Origin of the sequence: Streptomyces sp. NRRL S-1813, assembly GCF_000719605.1 — a bacterium.
Taxonomy (GTDB): domain Bacteria; phylum Actinomycetota; class Actinomycetes; order Streptomycetales; family Streptomycetaceae; genus Streptomyces; species Streptomyces decoyicus.
In genome coordinates this window covers 44,920-65,160 of sequence record NZ_JOHB01000029.1, presented here as the reverse complement: position 1 = coordinate 65,160, position 20,241 = coordinate 44,920, and the positions used below count along the sequence as shown (strand labels likewise).

Sequence of the window (20,241 nt, the reverse complement as noted above, 5' to 3'; positions counted from 1 at the left end):
CGACTCCCCGGTCCGGGTCCCCGGATTCGGATTCGGCCACTTCCAGGAGGATGTGCATGGCTGGCAAGGCGTACGTCGTCGGCGTCGGGATGACGAAGTTCGAGAAGCCCGAGACCCGCGAGTGGCAGTACTGGGACATGGCGAAGGAAGCGGGCGGCAAGGCGCTCGCGGACGCCGGGGTCGGCTACGAGGCGGTCGAGCAGCTGCCAGTCGGCTTCTGCTACCAGGCCTCGACGGCCGGTCAGCGCGCCGCGTACGAACTGGGCCTGACCGGCATCCCCGTCTACAACGTCAACAACAACTGCGCGACCGCCTCGACCGCGCTGATGATGGCGCGCCAGTTCGTCGAGGCCGGTATCAACGACTGTGTCCTGGCGCTCGGCTTCGAGAAGATGAAGCGGGGTGCGCTGGGCGGGGGCGCGGACAGCGGCGATTTCCAGACCTCCCCGGTGGCCCGCCACTACGGGGTGATGGCCGCCGCCCATGGCTTCGAGATGACGCCGCCCACCGCCCAGATCTTCGGCAACGCGGCCCGCGAGCACATGGAGCGCTACGGCACCACCGCCGAACAGCTCGCCGCGGTCGGCGCCAAGAACCACCGGCACTCCGCCCACAACCCGAACGCCCAGTTCCAGGACGTCTACACGGTCGAGGAGATCCTCGCCGCCAAGACCATCCACCGGCCGCTGACCAGGTTGCAGTGTTCACCGACGTCCGACGGCGCGGCCGCGGCCGTGGTCGCCTCCGAGCGGTTCGTCCGCGAACACGGCCTGGCCGACCGGGCGGTGGAGATCGCCGCCCAGGCCATGACCACCGACACCGAGGAGAGTTTCGCCTCCGGCTCCTGTATCGATGTCGTCGGCAAGCCGATGACGCGGGCGGCGGCCCGGCAGGTGTTCGCGGCCGGCGGCATCGGCATCGAGGAGGTGGACGTCATCGAGCTGCACGACTGCTTTTCGGTCAACGAGCTGCTGACGTACGAGGCGCTGGGCATGTGCGCGGACGGGGAGTCGGGGAAGCTGGTCGCCGACGGCGCCACGACCTACGGCGGCCGCTGGGTGGTCAACCCGTCCGGCGGGCTGATCTCCAAGGGTCATCCGCTGGGCGCGACGGGGCTGGCGCAGACCGCCGAGCTGGTCTGGCAGCTCCGGGGCGCGGCGGGTGAGCGGCAGGTCCCCGGCGCCCGGGTGGGCCTGGCACACAACATCGGGCTGGGCGGCGCCGCGGTGGTGACGTTGCTGCGCAGGTGAGAGGCGCCGGGCCGGTGAGGAGCGCTGCCGCAGGGGTGGTGGACCGCCAGGCTGGGGGTGAACGCTGCGCAGGGGGACCGCAGGCCGGGGGCGGTCGCTGCGCAGGAGGTGGATCGCCGGGCCGGGGACAGCGGCTGCGCAGGCGATGCGGATACGGATGCAGATGCGGATGCAGATGCGGCTCGCCGGGTAACCAGCCTGTGTTTGTGGGTAGTTGGTCTGCTGGGGGCCCAGCCGCCCCCTACGGGCCCGCCACCCCCACCCCGTACGGGCCCTGCCCGAAGCCCCGCTCCTGACCCCACCGCCCGCCCCCTCTGCCTCTCCCGCCTGCCCTTCTGCCTCTCCCGCCTCCTCCGTCTTACGACCTAGGTCTCCTGTCAGGTGGCATGTGCACCGATATACCGATGCGGGATTCAAGCGGCGAATGCGAGCATGGGCGGCATGCCGCCGATAGCCGCCTCCGCCACCTTGCCCGAAACCATGCGGCGGACGGCCGCACCGGCCTGGCTGGTGATGCTGTTGGTGTGCGCCGGGCAGTTCCTGGTCGTCCTGGACGTCTCCGTCGTGAATGTGGCGCTGCCCGCCATGCGGACCGGCCTGGGCCTGAGCGAACTGGGCCTCCAGTGGATCGTCAACGCGTATGTGATCACCTTCGCCGGGTTCATGCTGCTCGGCGGCCGGGCCGCGGACATCTTCGGCCGTAAGCGGATCTTCGTCCTCGGGCTGGCACTGTTCACCGTCGCGAGCCTGGGCGGTGCGCTGGCCCAGCAGCCCTGGCAGCTGATCGCGGCCCGGACGGTCCAGGGTGTCGGCGCCGCCGTGCTCTCGCCGGCCACCCTCACCATCCTGACCACGTCGTTTCCGACCGGCCCGGCCCGTACACACGCCATCGCCACCTGGACGGCGGTCGGTGCCGGCGGTGGCGCGGTGGGCGGTCTGGTCGGCGGGGTGCTCACCGAGTATCTGTCCTGGCGCTGGGTGCTGTTGATCAATGTGCCGGTCGGGGCGCTGGTGCTGGCCGGCGCGGCACTGTGGCTCACCGAGAGCCGGCAGGGCGCCGCGCGGCGGCTCGATGTGCCCGGCGCGGTGCTGGTGACCGGCGGGCTCGCCCTGGTGGCTTACGGGATCGTGCAGACCGAGACGGACGGCTGGAGGTCGGCGTCCGCGCTGCTGCCGCTGGCGGCCGGGCTGGTCGTGATCGCGGCCTTCCTCGCCGTCGAGGCGCGTGCCAAGGCCCCGCTGATGCCGCTGGGTCTCTTCCGGCTGCGCTCGGTCCACTCGGCGAACGGGGCGATGGTGCTGGCCGGCGCCGCGATGTTCTCCATGTGGTACTTCCTGTCGCTCTACGTGCAGAACGTGCTGGGCTACCGGCCCCTTGAGGCCGGGCTCTCCTTCATCCCGCACTCGCTCTCCATCGTCCTCGGCTCCAAGATCGCACCGCGGCTGATGAACCGGCTGGGCGCCAAGACCCTGGCCATCGCCGGTGCGGTGATCTCCGCGTCCGGTATGGCGTGGCAGGGCACGATGGACGTCGACGGCACCTACCTCGGCACCATCCTCGGGCCGGGCATCCTGATGGCGCTGGGCGCGGGCCTGACCGCGACCCCGATCGCGGCGATCGCCACCTCCGGTGCCGACCCCGCCGACCAGGGGCTGGTCTCCGGCCTGATCAACACCTCCCGTCAAATGGGCGGCGCGCTGGGCCTGTCGGTTCTGTCGACCGTCGCCGCATCCCGTATCGAGGCAGGCCACGGCCCGAAGGCCCTGGCGGACGGCTACGGTCTGGCCTTCCAGGTCGGCTCGATGATCCTGCTGGGCAGCATCCTGCTGATGGTCATCGCGCTGCCGCGACGACGGGCGGACGCCACCCCCGGCTGAGGCGGCAACAGGCCGTGCAGGCCCGCTCCCTCCCGCTACAGCCAGCCGTTGCGCCGCGCCGCCCGCACCGCCTCCATGCGGTTGCGGGTACCGGTCTTGCCGATCGCCGCGGAGAGGTAGTTGCGGACGGTGGCCTGGGAGAGGTGGAGTCTGCCGGCGATGTCGGCGACCGTGGCGCCGTCCACGGCGGCGGTGAGGACGTCGCGCTCGCGCTGGGTCAGAGGATTGGGGCCGGCGCTCAGCGCGGCCGCGGCGAGGCCGGGGTCGATGACCCGCTCGCCGGCGAGCACCCGGCGGATCGCCGCCGCGAGCTCCTCCACCGGGCCGTCCTTCACCAGGAAGCCGGACGCCCCGGCCTCCATGGCGCGGCGCAGATAGCCGGGGCGGCCGAAGGTCGTCACGATCAGCACCTTGCACGACGGCAGCTGTTCGCGCAGATCGGCCGCGGCGTCCAGGCCGCTGCGGCCGGGGAGTTCGATGTCCAGGAGGGCGATGTCGGGGCGGGCGTCCAGGGCGGCGGCGACGATCTGATCGCCCGCCGCGACCTGGGCCACAACCTGCATGTCCTCTTCCAGGTCGAGCAGCAGCGCCAGCGCGCCCCGCATCATTCCCTGGTCCTCCGCCAGCAGGACCTTGATCACCTGGTCAACTCCTCCACGTCCGCCATATCGCCCGTGCCGACCGGAAGTTCGGCCGTGACACGGAAGCCGCGCCGGCCGTCCGGGCCGCTGCGCAGGGTGCCGCCCGCCGCGGCCAGCCGCTCGGCCAGCCCCCTCAGCCCGGTGCCGCCCACCGGCCCCGAACCGCCGGAGGGCCCCCAACCGCCGGACGGTCCCGAACCGCCGGACGGTGCCGAAGCGTCCGCAGCGTCGGCGCCGAACGGACGGTCCGGTCCGCTCGTGCCGACCGGTCCGTTCGTACCGTCCGGGCCGCTCACGCTCGCCGTATCGCGCGCGCTCTCCCTCGTCAGGCGGCCGTCGCCGAGGTCACCGCCGCGTCCGGGAGCACGGTCGCGAAGCCAGGGCAGGCCCGGTGCCGCGGCGGCACCGGAGCCCATGGGACCACGGCCGTCGTCCGTGATCGTCAGCCGTACCCGTTCCTCGTCGGCGTGGACGTCGATCACGCAACGGGTGGCGCCGCTGTGCCGTACGGCGTTGGTGACGCCCTCACGGACCACCCAGCCCAGCAGTGCGCCGGCCTGCGGGGGCAGCGGCGGCCCGGCCTGCCGTACGACGGGCTCGATACCGGCCGCCTCCAGCACCGAACGGGCCCGGTCCAGCTCGGTGGCCAGACTGCCCTCGCGATAGCCCGTGACCGCCTCGCGGATCTCGGTCAGCGCCTGCCGGCCGACCGCCTCGATATCGGCGGCCTGGGCGAGCGCCGCGTCCAGATTGCGCGGGGCCAGCCGGCGGACCGCCTCGGCCTTGACCACCACCACGGACAGGGTGTGCCCCAGCAGATCGTGCAGATCGCGGGAGAAGCGCAGCCGCTCCTTCTCGACGGCACTGCGGGCCAGCTCCTGGCGGGTGGTGTTCAGCTCCTGGATGGTGTCGAACAGGCTCAGGACCGTGGCGGTCACCATGCCGGACAGGAACGTGCCGTACCCGATGCCGAACGCGCCCCAGGGGCGGTCGTCGTGCGCGCCGGCCAGATACCCGGCCGTACCGCTGAGCGTGATCAGCCAGAGGGCGAGCTTCTTGCCGCGCAGGGCACGCACCGTGCCGGAGGCCAGTGACAGCAGCGGGAAGAACAGGAACCAGTTGCCGCCGAACCCGAGGGCGATGGTGAAGGTGACGGCGGTGAGCAGACCCAGTGCGTACAGCGGATGGCGGGAGTCGCGCAGCCGTGGGTTGAAGGAGGACCAGACGACGCTGATGTAGAGGGAGTTGAAGGCGAGCAGCCCCAGGCCGGCCAGCCAGGGGTTGCCGGTCTTGCCCTGGATGATGTTGGAGAAGGCACCCAGGCCCATCAGCAGCCAGGGCAGGAAGGCGTACTTGCCCGGCCCCTGGTCGGTCTTCCTGCCCGGCCACCTCGGCCGGCACGCGCTGTCGTCGGCGCCCTCCGCGCCGCCGGGACCGTCTTCGCCGGCGGCCCGCTGCTTCCTGTGCTGCACTGTCGCTTCCCCGGTCTGCACCATCGCCGATCACACCGTTCGTGCGGCCCGACGGTACGCGTACACCGCGTAACCGCCGAAGAGTGCCAGCCAGGCGGCCAGTATCGCTACTGTGCCCAGCCCCGGCGCGTCGCCCTGGGTGACGCTCTGGCCGAGCTCGGCGAAGCGGTTGCCGGGTGTCCATGTGGACAGCGAGCGCAGCCAGCCGGGGAACAGCTCGGCCGGGAACCACAGACCGCCGATGATCGACAGCAGCAGCATGCAGCCCGTGTTGACCACGCCCGTGGACTGGGCGGAGAGGCGGTAGCCGTTGCCGAGGCCGAGCAGGGTGAAGGGGGCGGTGCCGATCCACAGCAGCCCGGCCAGCGCGGCCCACTGCCAGGCCGGCATCCGGACGTCGTTGACCAGCGCGCCCACCAGCAGCACCGAGGCGATGGCCGGGAGCACCGTCACCGAGCCGGTCAGCCCGCGGCCGACCACCACCCGCACGGGGCTCAGGGGGGTGATGCGCAGCTGCCGCAGCCAGCCGAGCTGCTTGTCCTCGGCGACGCCCGTGCCGGTGCCGATCGCCGCGCCCAGCGCGCCGTAGGCGGCCATCCCGACCATCGAGGCGATCTTCCACTCCATGCCGGCGCCGCCGGGGCCCGCACCGATATTGGTCATCAGCACATACATCAGCACCGGCATCCCGATACCGAAGATGACAAAGCCCCTGTCGCGCAGGGTGCGGCGCACTTCGAGGCGGATGTAGTCGAGCATCACGCAAGCTCCTTCGCGGACCGGGTGTCGGCGGCGGCATACGCCGGGGGACGGGGGGCGGCTTCGCCGGAGGTGAGCGCGAGGAAGGCGTCCTCCAGGCTGGCGGGGGTGACCTGTAGGGCCCGGACGAGTCCGAGCCCGGCCAGTGCCACGACCGTGGCGTCGGAGTCCGCCGTCCGCAGCAGCGCGCGGTCACCGCGCACCTCCACGGCGCTCACGCCGGGCAGGCCGGGCAGCGGCTCGGTCGCCGCGCCCGCGAGGTCGAAGGAGACCAGCGAGCCGCCGGCCCGCCGCTTGATCGACTCGCCGCTGCCGTCGGCGACCACGCGGCCGCCGTCTATCACCACGATCCGGTCGGCGTGGTCGTCCGCCTCCTCCAGATAGTGGGTGGAGAACACGATGGTGTTGCCGCGGCGGGCATAGGCCCGCATCGAGCGCCAGAAGGCGCGGCGCGCCTCGACGTCGAGCGCCGCGGTCGGTTCGTCGAGCACCAGCAGCTCGGGGTTGCCGGCCAGCGCCACCGCGAAGCGGACCCGCTGGGCCTGCCCGCCGGACAGCCGGTCCACCCGCCGCCCGCCGAACTCGCCGAGGCCCGCCAGCTCCAGGGCCTCGGTGACGTTCATGGGGCGGGGGTACGTGGCGGCGACGAAGGTGATCAGTTCGCGGACGGTGACCCGCGGAATGGCCTTGCCGTCCTGGAGCATGGCGCCCACCCTGCCCGCCCGCACCGCCGTCTCCGGCGTCCCGCCGAACAGCCGCACCGTCCCCGAATCGGGCGGCAGCAGGCCCAGCAGCATGTTGAGGGTGGTGGACTTCCCCGCGCCGTTGCGCCCGAGCAGCGCCACCGTCTCACCCGCCGCGATCTCCAGCTCCAGCCCGTCCACGGCCCGCACCGCGCCGTAACTCCGCGTCACTCCGGAGAACCCCACCGCCGCGGCCCCGCCCGCCGCATGTGCCATCTCGCCCGGATTTGTCGCCCGTTCCATGCCCACCCCGCCTCTCGTCCGATGCCTATGACATTACGGAGAGTTGTCGACCGGCGACAGATGCGAATGTGTGTGATCTGACCTGACAAATGTCATGGGTGGGCATGAGGAATGTCATGAGCGGGCGGCACCCTCCCCGAAACCCTCCCCGGGACCCCCATCGAGACGCGTATCTGACAAAGCGTCAGAGGTCTTCCGGGCGCCGGACGGATCAGCTATACATGAGAGCCATCGGCTAGAACGCGTTCTAGAAGTGCGACATGCGCGCTGTCGGAGCGCGGCGCCGCCGACCAGAGGCGACCCCGGCACGGTCGACGGTGCGGACGGCCGGGCCGGGGTCTTCACAACGTGGTGAAGGAGCAAGCAGCCCCATGCCCATCGACGCCGCCAAGGCCACCTCCGCCGAGCCGCGGACCACCGAACTCGCCTGGGACCACAAGGACGTCCAGCTCTACCACCTCGGCATCGGCGCCGGCGCGGCCACCCCGGAGAAACCCCACCCCGCCACCGACCCGGACGAACTGCGCTACACCCTGGAGAGCGCACTGCACGTCCTGCCCGGCTTCGCCACCGTCGCGGGCGGCGGGATGGCCCTCGCCGGCGGGCTCTCCGCCCCGGGCATCGACGTCGACCTCGCCGCGGTCCTGCACGGCGGACAGACCGTCACCGTGCACCGCCCCCTCCCGGTGAGCGGCCGCGCCACCCAGACCTCGTCCGTCCCCGCTGTGTACGACAAGGGCAAGGCCGCCGTCATCGTGCTGCGCTCCGAAGTCGCCGACGACGACGGGCCCCTGTGGACCTGCGACACCCAGATCTTCGTCCGCGGCGAGGGCGGCTTCGGCGGCGACCGCGGCCCCTCCGCCCGCCTCGAACTCCCCGACCGCGCCCCCGATCTGAGCACCGAACGCCATATCCGCGAGGACCAGGCGCTGCTCTACCGCCTCTCCGGCGACTGGAACCCGCTGCATGCCGACCCCGAGTTCGCCAAGCTCGCGGGGTTCGACCGGCCGATTCTGCACGGGCTGTGCACCTACGGGGTCACGCTCAAGGCCGTCGTCGACACGCTGCTGGGCGGCGAGGTCGCCCGCGTGCGGTCGTACACGACCCGTTTCGCCGGGGTGGTCTTCCCCGGGGAGACGCTGCGGGTCCGTCTGTGGCGGGAGCCCGGCCGGATCCAGGTGTCGGTCACCGCCGCCGACCGGGACGAGGCACCGGTGCTGGCGGACACCGTCGTGGAGCACAGCTAGGGGGTGTCTCCTCCTAGGGCCTGTGGCGGGACTTTGAAGACAGGCCCCAGTGCCGATCCCCCGACAGCCTTGCCGGTCCGGGCCGGGTCCGGCGTGTCGTCCGTACGAGAGGAGCCGTGACATGCGCGCAGCCGTACAGCACGAGACAGGGCAGGACAAGCTCGAAGTCGTCGACGACATCGAGGCGGTGGGGTTTGGTCCCGGCAAGGTCAGGATCCGGATCAGGGCGACCGGACTGTGCCACTCCGATCTCTCGGCGATGAACGGGGTGCTCCCGCAGCCCGCCCCCTTCGTCCCCGGGCACGAGGGCGCGGGGGAGATCCTCGACGTCGGCGACGGCGTCACCGGGCTGGCCCAGGGCGACCGCGTCCTGATGTGCTGGCTGCCCGCCTGCGGCAGCTGCCCCTCCTGTAAGCGCGGCCAGACCCATCTGTGTCTGGCCGGCTTCATGAACGCCGGCACGCCCAACTTCCGCCGCCCCGGCGGGGATGTCTTCGGCTTCGCCGGCACCGGCACCTTCACCGAGGAGGTCGTGGTCGCCGCCAACTGCGCGGTCCCGATCCCGGACGACGTCCCCTACGAGATCGCCGCGCTCATCGGCTGTGGAGTCACCACCGGGCTGGGCGCGGCACTCAACACGGCCAAGGTGGAGGCGGCGTCCTCGGTCGCGGTGATCGGCTGCGGCGGCGTCGGCATCTCCACCATCCAGGGGGCGAAGGCCTGCGGCGCGGCCCAGATCATCGCCGTCGACCCGGTACCCGCCCGGCGGGAGGCCGCGCTGCGCTTCGGCGCGACCGAAGCCGTCGCCCCGGAGGAGTTCGCCGACGCCAAGACCCGGATCACCGCGGGGGAGGGCTTCGACTACGTCTTCGAGGTGGTCGGCAAGTCCGCCACCGCCCGTACCGCCTACGAGATGACCCGGCGCGGCGGCACTTTGTGCGTGGTCGGCGCGGGCGCCATGGACGACACCTTCCAGGTCAATATGTTCGAGTTGTTCTTCGACGAGAAGCGGATCCTGCCGTCCCTGTACGGCGGCGCGGACGTGCTGCGCTCCTACGAGCGGGCCATCGCCCTGTGGCGGGCCGGCCGGATCGATCTCGAAGGCCTGATCACCCATCGCGTCCGGCTCGCCGAGATCAACGACGCGCTCGACCAGATGCGCTCCGGCACCTCGCTGCGCACCTGCATAGAGATCTGACGTGCTCCCGGACGACTGGAGAGGACCAGGAATGGCACAGCCACTGGAGGGCCTGACCGCGATCGTCACCGGTGCCGGGCGCGGCCTGGGCCGCGCCGAAGCCCTTGAACTCGCCCGCCTCGGCGCATCCGTCGTGGTCAACGACTACGGGCAGCCGGGCCGCGACGGCTCGGGCGAGGCCTCCGCGGCACCCGCCGAGGAGGTCGCCGCCGAGATCCGCGCGGCGGGCGGCCGGGCCGTCGCCCACCTCGGCGACGTCGCCGACCACGAACACGCCCGCGCACTGGTGCAGCTGGCGGTCGAGTCGTACGGAAGGCTCGACATCCTGGTCAACAACGCGGGCATCCTGCGCGACCGGATGGTGTTCTCGATGACCGAGGACGAATGGGACTCGGTGATCCGTGTGCACCTCAAGGGTCACTTCAACACCACCCACTTCGCCGCGGCCCACTGGCGCGAGCGCTCCAAGGCGGCCGGCGGTCCCGTCCACGGCCGCATCGTCAACACCTCCTCCGAGGCGTTCCTCGCGGGCTCGGCGGGCCAGCCCAACTACGCCGCGGCCAAAGGCGGCATCGTCGGCCTGACCACCTCCACGGCGCTGGCGCTGGGCAAATACGGCGTGACCGCCAATGCGATCTGCCCGCGCGCCCGCACCCGTATGACCGAGGACGTCTTCGCCGGCCTTCCCGCCCATCAGGAGGGCCAGGAGCCCGGGGACGGCGGGCTGGACGTGCTCGCGCCGGAACATGTCGCCCCGCTCGTCGGCTATCTCGCCTCGCCGGCCGCGGCCCGGGTCAACGGCCAGCTGCTGGTCGTGCACGGCGGCATGGTCGCCATCGCCGAACGCCCGCGGATCGCCGCCAAGTTCGACACCACGAAGGACCTCTTCAGCTTCGAGGAGCTGGACGAGCTGCTGACGCCGTACTACGCGCAGCGCCCGCCGAACGAGACCTTCGCGGCGGCCGAGGTGCTGGCCCTCAAGCACGACTGACGGTTCCCCGGGCCCACCATGCCCACACGGCCGTCGCCGCCGCCCGCGAACGATGCGGTGCGGTGGTCACGGCCGTGCGTGCGGCTCGGCGGTCAGGATCCGCCGGACCGGCCTTACGCGTCCTGGCGCTGCTTTTCCCGGCGGTGCCGGCCATGGGCGGCGGAGTCGGACTCCTCGGCGGCGGCCGGGCCACGGTGCTTGCCGGAGCGTGCGGCCTCGGCGGCCTGGGCGGATGCCTCCTGGGGGCGCGCCTGGGTCGTGTCGGTTCGGGCTTCGGACATGGGAAGAGTCACTCCGTCAGATTGCTTACAGCTGTACGCGTCGGGACCTCGCCCGACGACCGCCAAGGCTGACCCGAGCGGCACTGTCGGTGGCCGGTCAACCGGCTGCGCAGCCCCCGCCCGAAATTCTAACGGGGCCGGAAATCACGCTCCACCGGGTCTACCGGGCCGCCTGAGGCGCCTGTTGCAGGGGTACTGGCCTGCACATTCGGAGATGCACGGGAACGTGCCGCGGTTCCGCGCCCGTGGGCTGTGGTTGTGCAGATGCTGTGGAGCGGTTGTCGGCATCACCTGCATCCAGGACAATCCCCCCGCCGCTCCCGGCAACCGCCCCGGAAGGCGGCCCCTGCACCGGCTGCACCGGCACGTCCGGCAGCCGTACGGGCACGTCCGCCGGCCGCACCGGCCTCACGGGCTCCACCGACCCCAGAGGCTGCCCTTGCCCCACCGGCCCGGACGTCTCCTCCGGCCCCGGCGTCTCCATCAACCCCGGCATCTCCACCGGCCCCGGCGTCTCCACCAACCGCACCCGCCGCACCGACCGCACCGCCTCAACAGGCTCAACCGGCCCCGGCGGCACAGCCATCCGCGCCACCCCGCACGGCTCCGCCTCCGTCGCGTACGGCAGCAGCAGTTCGCCGCCGGCCGTCCACAGTCCGGCTCCCGCCAGCCACCCCTCCGGCGCCGGGAAGTGCCGCAACTGCCGCTCCGAGGGCCGCCAGACACTCAGCCACGTACCGTTCGCCGCCTCCCTGCGGAACGCCACCGCGCAGCTCTCCGGAGCCAGCATCTGCCCCGGCTGCATCGCGAACGGTGTGAGAGTGCCCTCCGCGGGCCGCAGGCACTCCGGGAAGCGCACCGGCCGGCTGCTGCCCAATACGCCCCAGCCCAGCCGGTCGTGCCCCGGCGCGTCGGAGCGTACGAGCAGCAGCCCGCTGTCCGGATCGGCGAGCAACAGCCGGTCGTTGCTCTCGTCGGTGATCTGTAGCAGCAGGCCGGTCTCGCCGCCCCGCTCCAGGTCGACCACCACGGTCTTCGTCCGGCCGTCCAGCTCCCGGTCCAGCGCCAGCAGCCGCCCGCTCCGGTCCAGCCAGACGCCGCCCGTGCAGCGTCCCGGGATCCGGATGACCCGCTCGGGGCCGTCCGCACCGCCGTGCAGCAGCCACAGCGTGGTCGTCCGGGCCTCGGGCGCCAGGGCGTAGCCGAGTGTCCCGCCCGGGGCGGGCGGCAGCAGGGCCAGGGCGGGGGCCGGTACGGCGCCCAGCAGGAGTTCGCCGGTGCCGGGGCCCGCGGGGTAGAGCAGGGAGACGGCGAAGCGGTCGGCGACCCGGCGCAGGATCAGCACCCGTCCGTCCGTGAGCGGCAGCAGCGCGCTGTCCGGCTCCTCGGGCTGGGTGCCCTGTAGCGGCACGGCGTACGGCTCGGGGCCGCTCAGCGTCCAGCGCTCCGGAAACCAGCTCCCGGCGGCGTCGTCGTGACGGGCGAGCCGGGCGGCGTACGAGCCGTCGGCGGCGATCGTCAGCGCCGCGTGGTGCGGGCTGTCCAGCGCCGTGGTGTCCTCGGTGGCACAGATCGTCATCGGGTGGTCACCTCCAGTCGGCAACCGAAGGTAGTTTTCGCACGTCCGGCCGATCGCCGGGAGTCGCCACACTTCACGCATAAGGGTGGCAGTTGTCCGGTTCTCCGGTGCTCGACGAGGCGGCTGTGCTTCAGAATTCAAGCAAGGGATCGGCAGGAGAGAGGGAGGGGCAGGGGAGAGGACCCAAGGGCCCGGCGCCAAGTCATCGCCGGCAGGTAACCTTCCACCCGTGCCCGTACTGTCTGAAGTCCTCACCGCGCTCGACGCCCTCTGGCCCCCGGAGCGGGCCGAAGGGTGGGACGCCGTCGGCACGGTCTGCGGAGATCCCGGCGCCGAGGTCCGCCGTGTGCTGTTCGCCGTCGACCCGGTCCAGGAGATCGTCGACGAGGCGGTGCAGCTCGGCGCCGACCTCCTCGTCACCCACCACCCGCTCTATCTGCGGGGTACGACGACGGTCGCGGCCTCGACCTTCAAGGGCAAGGTCGTCCACACCCTCATCAAGCACGACATCGCCCTGCACGTCGCGCACACCAACGCCGACACCGCCGACCCCGGTGTCTCCGACGCCCTGGCCGGCGCCCTGGACCTGCGCATCGTCGGTCCGCTGGTCCCGGACCCGAGCGATCCGGCAGGCCGCCGCGGCCTGGGCCGGATCTGCGAGCTGACGCATCCGATGACGCTCGCCGACCTCGCGTCGTACGTCGCCGGCCGGCTGCCCGCCACCGCGCAGGGCATCCGGGCGGCCGGTGACCCGGACCGCGAGATCCGGACCATCGCCGTCTCCGGCGGCTCCGGCGACAGCCTCTTCGATGATGTACGGGCGGCCGGTGTGGATGCCTTCCTCACTGCCGACCTGCGCCACCACCCGGCCTCCGAGGCCACACAGGGCGCACAGAACAGCGCTCCGGCGCTGCTCGACGCCGCCCACTGGGCCACCGAATGGCCGTGGTGCGAGCAGGCCGCGGCCCAGCTCGACGCGGTCTCCGACCGGCACGACTGGGGACTGCGCACGCATGTCTCCCGTACGGTCACCGACCCCTGGACCGCCCACGCGGCGTCCACCCCCGTCTTCGCCCCGACCCACACCACAGGAGCCCCACGCTGAACGCCGCGCCCGCCGACCAGATCCGCCTTCTGGACATCCAGGCCCTGGATGTCCGGCTCACCCAGCTCGCCCACCGGCGCAACAACCTGCCCGAGCTGGCCGAGTTGCAGACCCTGGAGGCCGACCTCATCCAGCAGCGCGACCTGCTCGTCGCCGCGCAGACCGAGGAGAGCGACACCAGCCGCGAGCAGACCAAGGCCGAGCAGGACGTGGACCAGGTGCGCCAGCGCGCCGCCCGCGACCAGAAGCGCCTGGACTCCGGCGCCGTCACCTCCCCCAAGGACCTGGAGAACCTCCAGCGCGAACTGACCTCGCTGGCCAAGCGCCAGGGCGACCTGGAGGACATCGTCCTGGAGGTCATGGAGCGCCGCGAGAGCGCCCAGGAGCGGGTCACCGAGCTCACCGGCCGGGTCGAGGCCATCCAGGCCAGGGTCGACGACGCGGCCACGCGCCGGGACGCCGCCTACGCCGAAATCGACGCCGAGCGCGCCACGGTCACCAAGGAGCGCGAGCTGACCGTCGCCGACATCCCGGCCGATCTGCTCAAGCTCTACGACAAGATCCGCGCGAAGGAGGGCGGCGTCGGCGCTGCCCGTCTCTTCCAGCGCCGCTGCGAGGGCTGCCGGCTGGAGCTGAACATCACCGAGGTCAACGATGTGCGGGCGGCCGCCGCCGACGCCGTGCTGCGCTGCGAGAATTGCAGCCGCATCCTGGTCCGTACGCCCGACTCGGGCCTGTAGGCCGTGTCGCGCATGCTGATCGTCGAGGCGGACGGCGGGTCCCGGGGCAACCCGGGGCCGGCCGGTTACGGCGCGGTCGTCCTCGACCCGGAGACGGGCGAGGCGCTGGCCGAGGCCGCCGAGTTCATCGGTACCGCCACCAACAACGTCGCCGAGTACAAGGGCCTGGTGGCCGGTCTGCGCGCGGCGCATGCGCTCGACCCGCAGGCCCGTATCCGGGTGCGGATGGACTCCAAGCTCGTCGTCGAGCAGATGTCGGGCCGCTGGAAGATCAAGCACCCGGACATGAAGCCGCTGGCCGCCGAGGCCGGCTCGGTCTTCCCGTCCGGCCAGGTCACCTACGAGTGGATCCCGCGCGCGCAGAACAAGCACGCCGACCGGCTCGCCAACGAGGCGATGGATGCCGGGAAGATCGGCAGGCAGTGGGAGCCGCGCGACTCCAGGGCGGCGCTCGCCACCGCCGCGGCGCCCGCCCGCAGCGCCGCCGCACAGGCCGCCGACGAGGCCGCGGACACGGCGGAGGAGGCCGTGTCCGCGAGCGCCCCGTCGGTCGGCTGGGGCCCCGATGTCGGCCCGCCCTCGACCTTCGTCCTGCTGCGGCACGGCGAGACCCCCCTGACGCCCGAGAAGCGCTTCTCCGGCAGCGGCGGCACCGACCCCGCGCTCTCCGCCGCCGGGCGCCGGCAGGCCGAGGCGACCGCCGCCGGGCTCGCCGCCCGCGGCACGATCCAGGCCGTCGTCAGCTCCCCGCTGCGGCGCTGCCAGGAGACCGCGGGGGCGGTCGCGGAGCGGCTCGGTCTGGAGGTCCGTATCGAGGAGGGCCTGCGCGAGACCGACTTCGGGGCGTGGGAGGGACTGACCTTCGCCGAGGTGCGTGAGCGCCACCCCGACGACCTCGACGCCTGGCTCGGCTCCGCCAAGGTGGCGCCCACCGGAGGCGGCGAGTCCTTCGCGACGGTCTCCCGCCGCGTCGCCGTCGCCCGCGACAAGCTCCTCGCCCGGTACGCGGGCAAGACCGTCCTGCTGGTCACGCACGTCACCCCGGTCAAGACGCTGGTCCGGCTGGCGCTGGGCGCCCCGCCGGAGTCGCTGTTCCGGATGGAGCTGTCCGCGGCGTCGCTCTCCGTCGTCGCGTACTACTCCGACGGCAACGCCTCGCTGCGGCTGCTGAACGACACCTCGCATCTGCGATAGCGCCCCTCGTTGCGGTGACACGAGCGGCCGTGCCTTCGGGGGCGCAGTGCGCCAGGCAGGTACGCGAAAGGGCCCGGCACATCGTCCACCGATGTGCCGGGCCCTTTCGCGTGCGCGCGAGCGGCCCTCAGGTTCCCGTGCGCGAGCGGCCCTCAGGCCGCCAACGCCGCCGCCTCCTGGGCGAGCCGGCGCACCCGGTCCCAGTCCTTCGCGGCCAGCGCCTGGTCCGGCAGCATCCAGGTGCCGCCGACGCAGCCGACGTTCGGCAGCGCCAGATAGGACGGCGCCGAGGCCAGGCCGATGCCGCCGGTCGGGCAGAAGCGGGCCTGCGGCAGCGGCGCGGCCAGCGACTTGAGGTAGGCGGTGCCGCCGGCCGCCTCGGCCGGGAAGAACTTCATCTCGGTGATCTCCTCCTCCAGCAGGGTCACCACCTCCGAAGCCGTCGAGACGCCCGGCAGGGACGGCACACCGGAGTCCTTCATCGCGCCCAGCAGCCGTGGTGACCAGCCCGGACTCACCAGGAAGCGGGAGCCGGCCGTCAGGGCCGCCTCGACCTGGCCGGGGGTGAGCACGGTGCCCGCGCCGATCACCGCCTCGGGGACCTCGTCGGTGACGGCCCGGATCGCGTCCAGTGCGGCGGGCGTCCGCAGGGTCACCTCGATCGCGGGCAGCCCGCCCGCGACGAGCGCACGGGCGAGCGGTACGGCGTCGGCCGCATCGTGCAGCACGACGACGGGAATGACGGGGGCGAGCCCGAGAACCGAGGAAGTGGGGAAAGCGGAGGGCTTGGAGGGGGCTCCCGCCTGCTCATGGGGGTCCCCCCGCCCGAACGAAGCCGGGAGCGGGGGAGGAGTGGAGGGACCGGGGGAGGAGGAGGCGGCGCGTGTCACGCCGCCCATAGTGCGCCCACTCACCCACCCTCCGCAACGAACGTTGCGCATGCCGCAACAGCAGCCCCGCGGATGCGTCCTACAGCTCCGTCACGATCACATCGACGGCCCACGCCTTGCCGCCCTTCGCAGGAGGCTCCGCCTCCACCGCATAGCCCAGCCCCCGCAGCGCCTCCACCAGCTCCGCCGGGCCCGCCGGCTCCAGACCCGCCGTCAGCAGATCCCGCACCAGCCGCCCCTTGGTCGCCTTGTTGAAGTGGCTGACCACCGTCCGCTTCTCCACCCCGGCCACGATCTTCGACTGGAGCACCCGCACCGTCGCGGTACGCCCGGCCACCTCGCCCTTGGGCTTCCAGGCCGTCGCATATGCCGCCGACCGCAGATCCAGCACCAGCCCCTCCCCGGCGACCGCGGGCAGCACCTCCGCCATCGGCGCCCGCCAGTACGCGCCCAGCGCGCCGAGCCCCGGCAGCTTCACGCCCATCGAGCAGCGGTAGGAGGGAATGCGGTCGCCGATGCGTACGGCGCCCCACAGCCCCGAGAACACCAGCAGCGCCCGCTCGGCCCGCTTCCGCGCCGCCGTGTCCAGGGACGCCAGGCCGAGCGCGTCATAGAGCACCCCGGTGTAGATCTCCCCGGCCGGCCGCGTCCCGGCCGTCCGCAGCCCCGCGTTCTTGGCGATCTCCCCCTTGAGGCCCTCGCTGAGCCCGAGCACCTCCTGGGCCTTGGCCTCGTCCGCCGCGCACAGCTCGACCAGTTCCTCCAGCACCGCCCCGCGCGAGGCGGCCAGCCCCGGCAGCGACAGCGCACCGGCGTCCAGCGGCGCCCCGGCCGCTCCCGTGGCCTTCCCTTCGGACGGCGGCAACAGCACGAGCACGGTGTTTCTCCTTCACGGCGGTACGGGCGGGGATGCGGCCCCGGGAAAGCGTATGGCCTGCGACGGGCGGACGGAGAACCCGCGAGCCGCCCGTGCGGCCCGGGGCCGCCGCCCGCACGCCGCGCCGGGAGCGGCCGCCCGCCATACGCTCGATTTCATGCCCCGTCTCCATATGCATGTGACCGACGCAGCCGAGGCCCCGCTGCGCGTCGCGCTGCGTGAGCTGCGCGGGAAGCTGGAAATCCCGGACCACTTCCCGCCAACGGCACAGGCCGAGGCGGACAGCGCCGCCCGCGCCCCGCGGATTCTGGCAGCCGACGGCGCGGTGGCGACCGAGCACACCCTGGAGGACGCCACCGAGCTCCCCCTCTTCACCCTCGATCCGCCCGGCTCCCTCGATCTCGACCAGGCCATGTTCCTGTCCCGGCGCCCCGGCGGGGGCTACCGCGTGCACTACGCGATCGCCGATGTCGCCTCCTTCGTGACACCCGGCGGCGCCCTGGACGCCGAGGCGCACCACCGCGTGACGACGCTCTACTTCCCCGACGAGCGGGTGCCGCTGCATCCGCACGTGCTGAGCGAGGGCGCCGCCAGCCTGCTGCCCGACCGGGACCGCCCGGCCGTCCTGTGGCAGCTCGACCTGGACGCGGACGGGGCCCTGACCGCCGCCTCCGTACGCCGCGCCCTGGTCCGCTCCCGCGCCAAGCTGGACTACGCGGGCGTCCAGCGGATCCTCGACGACGGGACGGCCGAGGAACCGCTCGCCCTGCTCCGCGAGATCGGGCTGCTGCGGGAGAAGCGGGAGGTCGACCGGGGCGCGATCTCCCTGAACGTCCCCGAGCAGGAGATCGTCGAGCGGGACGGCTGCTACACCCTCGAATACCGCGCCCCGCTCCCGGCCTACGGCTGGAACGCGCAGATCTCCCTGCTCACCGGCATGGCCGCGGCCGAGCTGATGCTCGCCTCCGGCACCGGCATCCTCCGTACGCTGCCCACCGCCCCTGACGGTTCGGTCGCCCGGCTCCGGCTGACCGCCCGTGCGCTCGGCGTCGACTGGCCCCACCACACCTCGTACGCGGCGCTGATCCGCACGCTCGACCCGCGGCGCCCCGCCCACGCCGCGTTCCTCCAGGAGTGCACCGCCCTGCTGCGCGGCGCCGGCTACACCGTCTTCGACGGCACCGCGCCCCAGGCCTCCGAGGCGGTGCACGCCGCGGTGGCCGCCCCGTACGCGCATGCCACCGCGCCGCTGCGGCGGCTGGCCGACCGCTACACCTCCGAGCTCTGCCTGGCCGCCTCGGCCGGCGTCGAACCGGCCGAGTGGGTGCGCAGCGCGCTGCCCGCCCTGCCCCGTGAGATGGAGACCGGCACCCGGTGCGCCAACCTGGTGGAGCGGTCCTGTCTCGACCTCGTCGAGGCGGCGCTGCTGCGGGACCGGGTCGGCGAGGTCTTCGAGGCGCTGGTCGTCGAGATCGAGGAGAAGGACCCCACCCACGGCACCGTCCACCTCTACGACCCGGCCGTCATCGGGACCGTCGAAGCCGCCCCCGAAGGCCCCGCGCTGCCCCTCGGCCGCCGCATCCCGGTCCGCCTCGCCGAAGCCGAACCGGGCCGCCGCCCGGTCCGCTTCACCCCTGCCTGACCGCGTCCCCGCCCGTCTCCGGCGCCGTGGCCCGGCCCCGGCCCGTCTCCGGCGCCGCGCCGCCGCCCGTCTCTGTCAGCCGCGCCCGCAGGGCCGCCACCGCCGCCCGCGCGTCGTCGGCATGGAACCGCACCGTCCGTACCGTCTCCCGCCGCCCCAACAGCCGGACGGCCACGACCGGTTCGGACAGCTCGACGGTGACCGAGGTCTGACCGCCGACCCTCAGCTCCACCACCCCGTCGCCGTCCTTCTCCGTCGCCGCGACGAACCGGAGGTCGTAGCGGACGGCAGCGATCCGCTCCAGCGGTATCCGTATCTCCCGGCGCGCACCGTCCCGCAGCCACAGCGTGTCCGCCGCCAGCACATGCGGCCGGGTGACCGCCGCGGCCTGGAACCCCAGGATCGTCAGCACCGTGTAGACGTCGACGACCAGCATCACCGCGTGCACCCCCGGAAGACCGGCGAGCAGCACGCTGACCCCGACCGTCTCCACCACACACACGAACGTCAGCCCGTACACGAGCGCCGCCTGCGCCGCCGCATACCCCAGGGCCAGGTCGCCAGGCGCCACGCCGATCCGCTGCCGCGCCACCCAGCGCGCCAGGCTGATCTGCCACCGCGCCTCGTGGGCGGCCAGCCGTCGCAGCGCCGTCCGCCGGCTCACCCCGCACGCTCCGTGAGCAGCTGGATCGCCCTGCGTACGGCCTGGGCCTGCGCGGGCGTGAACTGCGCGTAGTAGGCCGCCATGAAGCCGCCGTCCGCCTCCGCGCCCGCCCCGGCCGCCCGCTCCCCGTGCTCCCGGCCGAGCGCGGCGATCACCGCGTCCGGAATGCAGTCGGCGAGTGCCTGCGCGGCCTGTTCCACCCGCGGATCATCCGTACCCGCCTCCGCCAGCGCATCGAGCAACCCGTACACCTCGTACGTCCGGTCCATCGCCCCCGGTGCCGCGGTCATCTCCGCGAGCAGCTCCACCATCCGCTTGTTCCCTCCCTCGCCACCCGTCGATTCGAGCAGCGCCAGCACCTCCCGCTCCTTCGCCGCCATCGCGGGCTCCGGCCCGGGGCGCGCGGCCGAGGTGCGGGCCATCTGCGCGAAGAGCGTTGCCAGTTCGTCCGACACGGGGCCCTCCGCGGGCAGCCCGCCGTGCTCCTCCGCCTGCCGCCGCACCGCCGCCAGCCGGCCCCGCCGGGCCCGGATCTCCTCCTCCTGGCGGGCCAGATCGGCGTCCAGTTCGGCCAGCACCTCGTGCAACTCGCGCCCGGCGTCGTCGGCGAGGACGTCCCGCACCTCGTCCAGCCCGAGCCCCAGCTCCGTCAGCCGGCGCACCCGCGCGAGCGCGACCGCGTCCCGCAGCCCGTACTCCCGGTAGCCGTTGGCACGGCGTTCCGGCTCGGGCAGCAGTCCGAGGTGGTGGTAGTGGCGTACGGCACGGGTGCTGACACCGATCAGACCTGCGAGCTCACCGATTCTCATGTGCCCAGTACAAACGTTGCCGCTGCGACAAGGTCAAG

The 20,241-nt window shown here is 72.9% G+C and carries 19 protein-coding genes; 9 read left to right on the top strand and 10 right to left on the bottom strand.

The genetic code is table 11. From position 1 onward, the window contains the following. Positions 1 to 56 precede the first annotated feature (56 nt). Both IF67_RS0130355 and IF67_RS0130350 read left to right on the top strand, forming a co-directional pair. On the top strand, positions 57 to 1,250 hold the full coding sequence (locus IF67_RS0130355) for a lipid-transfer protein (RefSeq protein ID WP_030991078.1): 1,194 nt from the start codon (positions 57 to 59) through the stop codon (positions 1,248 to 1,250). Positions 1,251 to 1,682: 432 nt separating this feature from the next. After that, entirely contained in the window at positions 1,683 to 3,128 is a 1,446-nt protein-coding gene (locus tag IF67_RS0130350; RefSeq protein ID WP_420708728.1) for an MFS transporter, read from the top strand. A gap of 35 nt (positions 3,129 to 3,163) precedes the next feature. Here the strand turns inward: IF67_RS0130350 and IF67_RS0130345 are convergent, their stop codons facing one another. The 4 genes from IF67_RS0130345 to IF67_RS0130330 are packed head-to-tail and all read right to left on the bottom strand — an operon-like array spanning position 3,164 to position 6,959. Next, a complete protein-coding gene (locus IF67_RS0130345) occupies positions 3,164 to 3,769 on the bottom strand; it encodes a response regulator transcription factor (RefSeq protein WP_030991076.1) in 606 nt (201 codons plus the stop codon). Then, positions 3,766 to 5,265, bottom strand: coding sequence for a histidine kinase (locus IF67_RS0130340; RefSeq protein WP_030991075.1), 1,500 nt, complete (start codon positions 5,263 to 5,265; stop codon positions 3,766 to 3,768). The genes IF67_RS0130345 and IF67_RS0130340 overlap by 4 nt, the downstream gene beginning before the upstream one ends. A 6-nt stretch (positions 5,266 to 5,271) precedes the next feature. Beyond that, a complete protein-coding gene (locus IF67_RS0130335; protein ID WP_030991072.1) occupies positions 5,272 to 6,000 on the bottom strand; it encodes an ABC transporter permease in 729 nt (242 codons plus the stop codon). Next, the gene (locus tag IF67_RS0130330) at positions 6,000 to 6,959 is read right to left on the bottom strand and encodes an ABC transporter ATP-binding protein (RefSeq protein ID WP_051818739.1); all 960 of its coding nucleotides are present in this window, start codon (positions 6,957 to 6,959) and stop codon (positions 6,000 to 6,002) included. Before IF67_RS0130330 ends, IF67_RS0130335 begins: the two co-directional genes overlap by 1 nt. Positions 6,960 to 7,357: 398 nt before the next feature. Between IF67_RS0130330 and IF67_RS0130325 the strand changes: the two genes are divergently transcribed. The 3 genes from IF67_RS0130325 to IF67_RS0130315 all read left to right on the top strand — a co-directional run bounded on the left by IF67_RS0130325 (position 7,358) and on the right by IF67_RS0130315 (position 10,422). Further along, on the top strand, positions 7,358 to 8,233 hold the full coding sequence (locus IF67_RS0130325; protein ID WP_030991069.1) for a MaoC/PaaZ C-terminal domain-containing protein: 876 nt from the start codon (positions 7,358 to 7,360) through the stop codon (positions 8,231 to 8,233). A 121-nt stretch (positions 8,234 to 8,354) separates the two neighbouring features. After that, positions 8,355 to 9,431 carry a Zn-dependent alcohol dehydrogenase gene (locus IF67_RS0130320; protein WP_030991067.1) on the top strand — a complete coding sequence of 359 codons (1,077 nt, stop codon included), beginning with the start codon at positions 8,355 to 8,357 and terminating at the stop codon, positions 9,429 to 9,431. 31 nt (positions 9,432 to 9,462) lie between these two features. Next, positions 9,463 to 10,422, top strand: coding sequence for a 3-oxoacyl-ACP reductase (locus IF67_RS0130315; RefSeq protein ID WP_030991065.1), 960 nt, complete (start codon positions 9,463 to 9,465; stop codon positions 10,420 to 10,422). Between the two features lie 113 nt (positions 10,423 to 10,535). On the opposite strand, the gene IF67_RS44415 is transcribed toward IF67_RS0130315, so the two are convergent. Both IF67_RS44415 and IF67_RS39605 read right to left on the bottom strand, forming a co-directional pair. After that, positions 10,536 to 10,703, bottom strand: a complete 168-nt coding sequence (locus IF67_RS44415) for a hypothetical protein (protein ID WP_167352554.1) — start codon at positions 10,701 to 10,703, stop codon at positions 10,536 to 10,538. A 160-nt stretch (positions 10,704 to 10,863) separates the two neighbouring features. After that, positions 10,864 to 12,282 carry a hypothetical protein gene (locus IF67_RS39605; protein WP_037840042.1) on the bottom strand — a complete coding sequence of 473 codons (1,419 nt, stop codon included), beginning with the start codon at positions 12,280 to 12,282 and terminating at the stop codon, positions 10,864 to 10,866. A 229-nt stretch (positions 12,283 to 12,511) separates the two neighbouring features. Between IF67_RS39605 and IF67_RS0130300 the strand changes: the two genes are divergently transcribed. The 3 genes from IF67_RS0130300 to IF67_RS0130290 are packed head-to-tail and all read left to right on the top strand — an operon-like array spanning position 12,512 to position 15,321. Then, positions 12,512 to 13,387, top strand: a complete 876-nt coding sequence (locus IF67_RS0130300) for a Nif3-like dinuclear metal center hexameric protein (RefSeq protein WP_030991062.1) — start codon at positions 12,512 to 12,514, stop codon at positions 13,385 to 13,387. Then, on the top strand, positions 13,384 to 14,127 hold the full coding sequence (locus IF67_RS0130295) for a zinc ribbon domain-containing protein (protein ID WP_037840053.1): 744 nt from the start codon (positions 13,384 to 13,386) through the stop codon (positions 14,125 to 14,127). Before IF67_RS0130300 ends, IF67_RS0130295 begins: the two co-directional genes overlap by 4 nt. A gap of 3 nt (positions 14,128 to 14,130) precedes the next feature. Next, a complete protein-coding gene (locus IF67_RS0130290; protein WP_030991059.1) occupies positions 14,131 to 15,321 on the top strand; it encodes a bifunctional RNase H/acid phosphatase in 1,191 nt (396 codons plus the stop codon). A 152-nt stretch (positions 15,322 to 15,473) separates the two neighbouring features. On the opposite strand, the gene eda is transcribed toward IF67_RS0130290, so the two are convergent. Both eda and yaaA read right to left on the bottom strand, forming a co-directional pair. Further along, positions 15,474 to 16,220 carry a bifunctional 4-hydroxy-2-oxoglutarate aldolase/2-dehydro-3-deoxy-phosphogluconate aldolase gene (eda, locus tag IF67_RS0130285; protein ID WP_078889718.1) on the bottom strand — a complete coding sequence of 249 codons (747 nt, stop codon included), beginning with the start codon at positions 16,218 to 16,220 and terminating at the stop codon, positions 15,474 to 15,476. Positions 16,221 to 16,290: 70 nt separating this feature from the next. Further along, positions 16,291 to 17,088, bottom strand: coding sequence for a peroxide stress protein YaaA (gene yaaA / locus IF67_RS0130280; protein WP_030991056.1), 798 nt, complete (start codon positions 17,086 to 17,088; stop codon positions 16,291 to 16,293). Positions 17,089 to 17,245: 157 nt separating this feature from the next. Here yaaA and IF67_RS0130275 point away from each other — a divergent pair, with 157 nt between their 5' ends. Next, entirely contained in the window at positions 17,246 to 18,730 is a 1,485-nt protein-coding gene (locus IF67_RS0130275) for an RNB domain-containing ribonuclease (RefSeq protein ID WP_030991055.1), read from the top strand. Here IF67_RS0130275 and IF67_RS0130270 read toward each other — a convergent pair. Both IF67_RS0130270 and IF67_RS0130265 read right to left on the bottom strand, forming a co-directional pair. Then, complete coding sequence (locus IF67_RS0130270; RefSeq protein ID WP_037840041.1) at positions 18,717 to 19,394, bottom strand: hypothetical protein; 678 nt, start codon at positions 19,392 to 19,394, stop codon at positions 18,717 to 18,719. The two genes, IF67_RS0130275 and IF67_RS0130270, sit on opposite strands and share 14 nt — an antisense overlap. After that, complete coding sequence (locus IF67_RS0130265) at positions 19,391 to 20,203, bottom strand: MerR family transcriptional regulator (RefSeq protein WP_030991051.1); 813 nt, start codon at positions 20,201 to 20,203, stop codon at positions 19,391 to 19,393. The genes IF67_RS0130270 and IF67_RS0130265 overlap by 4 nt, the downstream gene beginning before the upstream one ends. Between the last annotated feature and the right edge of the window lie 38 nt (positions 20,204 to 20,241).

What these genes read in the sequence shown, in the direction of transcription:
- IF67_RS0130320 (WP_030991067.1), top strand. Translation starts at nt 8,355, where the DNA reads ATGCGCGCAGCCGTACAGCACGAGACAGGGCAGGACAAGCTCGAAGTC.
- IF67_RS0130325 (WP_030991069.1), top strand. Translation starts at nt 7,358, where the DNA reads ATGCCCATCGACGCCGCCAAGGCCACCTCCGCCGAGCCGCGGACCACC.
- IF67_RS0130330 (WP_051818739.1), bottom strand. Translation starts at nt 6,959, where the DNA reads ATGGCACATGCGGCGGGCGGGGCCGCGGCGGTGGGGTTCTCCGGAGTG.
- IF67_RS0130350 (WP_420708728.1), top strand. Translation starts at nt 1,683, where the DNA reads ATGGGCGGCATGCCGCCGATAGCCGCCTCCGCCACCTTGCCCGAAACC.
- IF67_RS0130355 (WP_030991078.1), top strand. Translation starts at nt 57, where the DNA reads ATGGCTGGCAAGGCGTACGTCGTCGGCGTCGGGATGACGAAGTTCGAG.
- IF67_RS0130335 (WP_030991072.1), bottom strand. Translation starts at nt 6,000, where the DNA reads ATGCTCGACTACATCCGCCTCGAAGTGCGCCGCACCCTGCGCGACAGG.
- IF67_RS39605 (WP_037840042.1), bottom strand. Translation starts at nt 12,282, where the DNA reads ATGACGATCTGTGCCACCGAGGACACCACGGCGCTGGACAGCCCGCAC.
- IF67_RS44415 (WP_167352554.1), bottom strand. Translation starts at nt 10,703, where the DNA reads ATGTCCGAAGCCCGAACCGACACGACCCAGGCGCGCCCCCAGGAGGCA.
- IF67_RS0130275 (WP_030991055.1), top strand. Translation starts at nt 17,246, where the DNA reads ATGCCCCGTCTCCATATGCATGTGACCGACGCAGCCGAGGCCCCGCTG.
- eda (WP_078889718.1), bottom strand. Translation starts at nt 16,220, where the DNA reads ATGGGCGGCGTGACACGCGCCGCCTCCTCCTCCCCCGGTCCCTCCACT.
- IF67_RS0130340 (WP_030991075.1), bottom strand. Translation starts at nt 5,265, where the DNA reads ATGGTGCAGACCGGGGAAGCGACAGTGCAGCACAGGAAGCAGCGGGCC.
- IF67_RS0130315 (WP_030991065.1), top strand. Translation starts at nt 9,463, where the DNA reads ATGGCACAGCCACTGGAGGGCCTGACCGCGATCGTCACCGGTGCCGGG.
- IF67_RS0130265 (WP_030991051.1), bottom strand. Translation starts at nt 20,203, where the DNA reads ATGAGAATCGGTGAGCTCGCAGGTCTGATCGGTGTCAGCACCCGTGCC.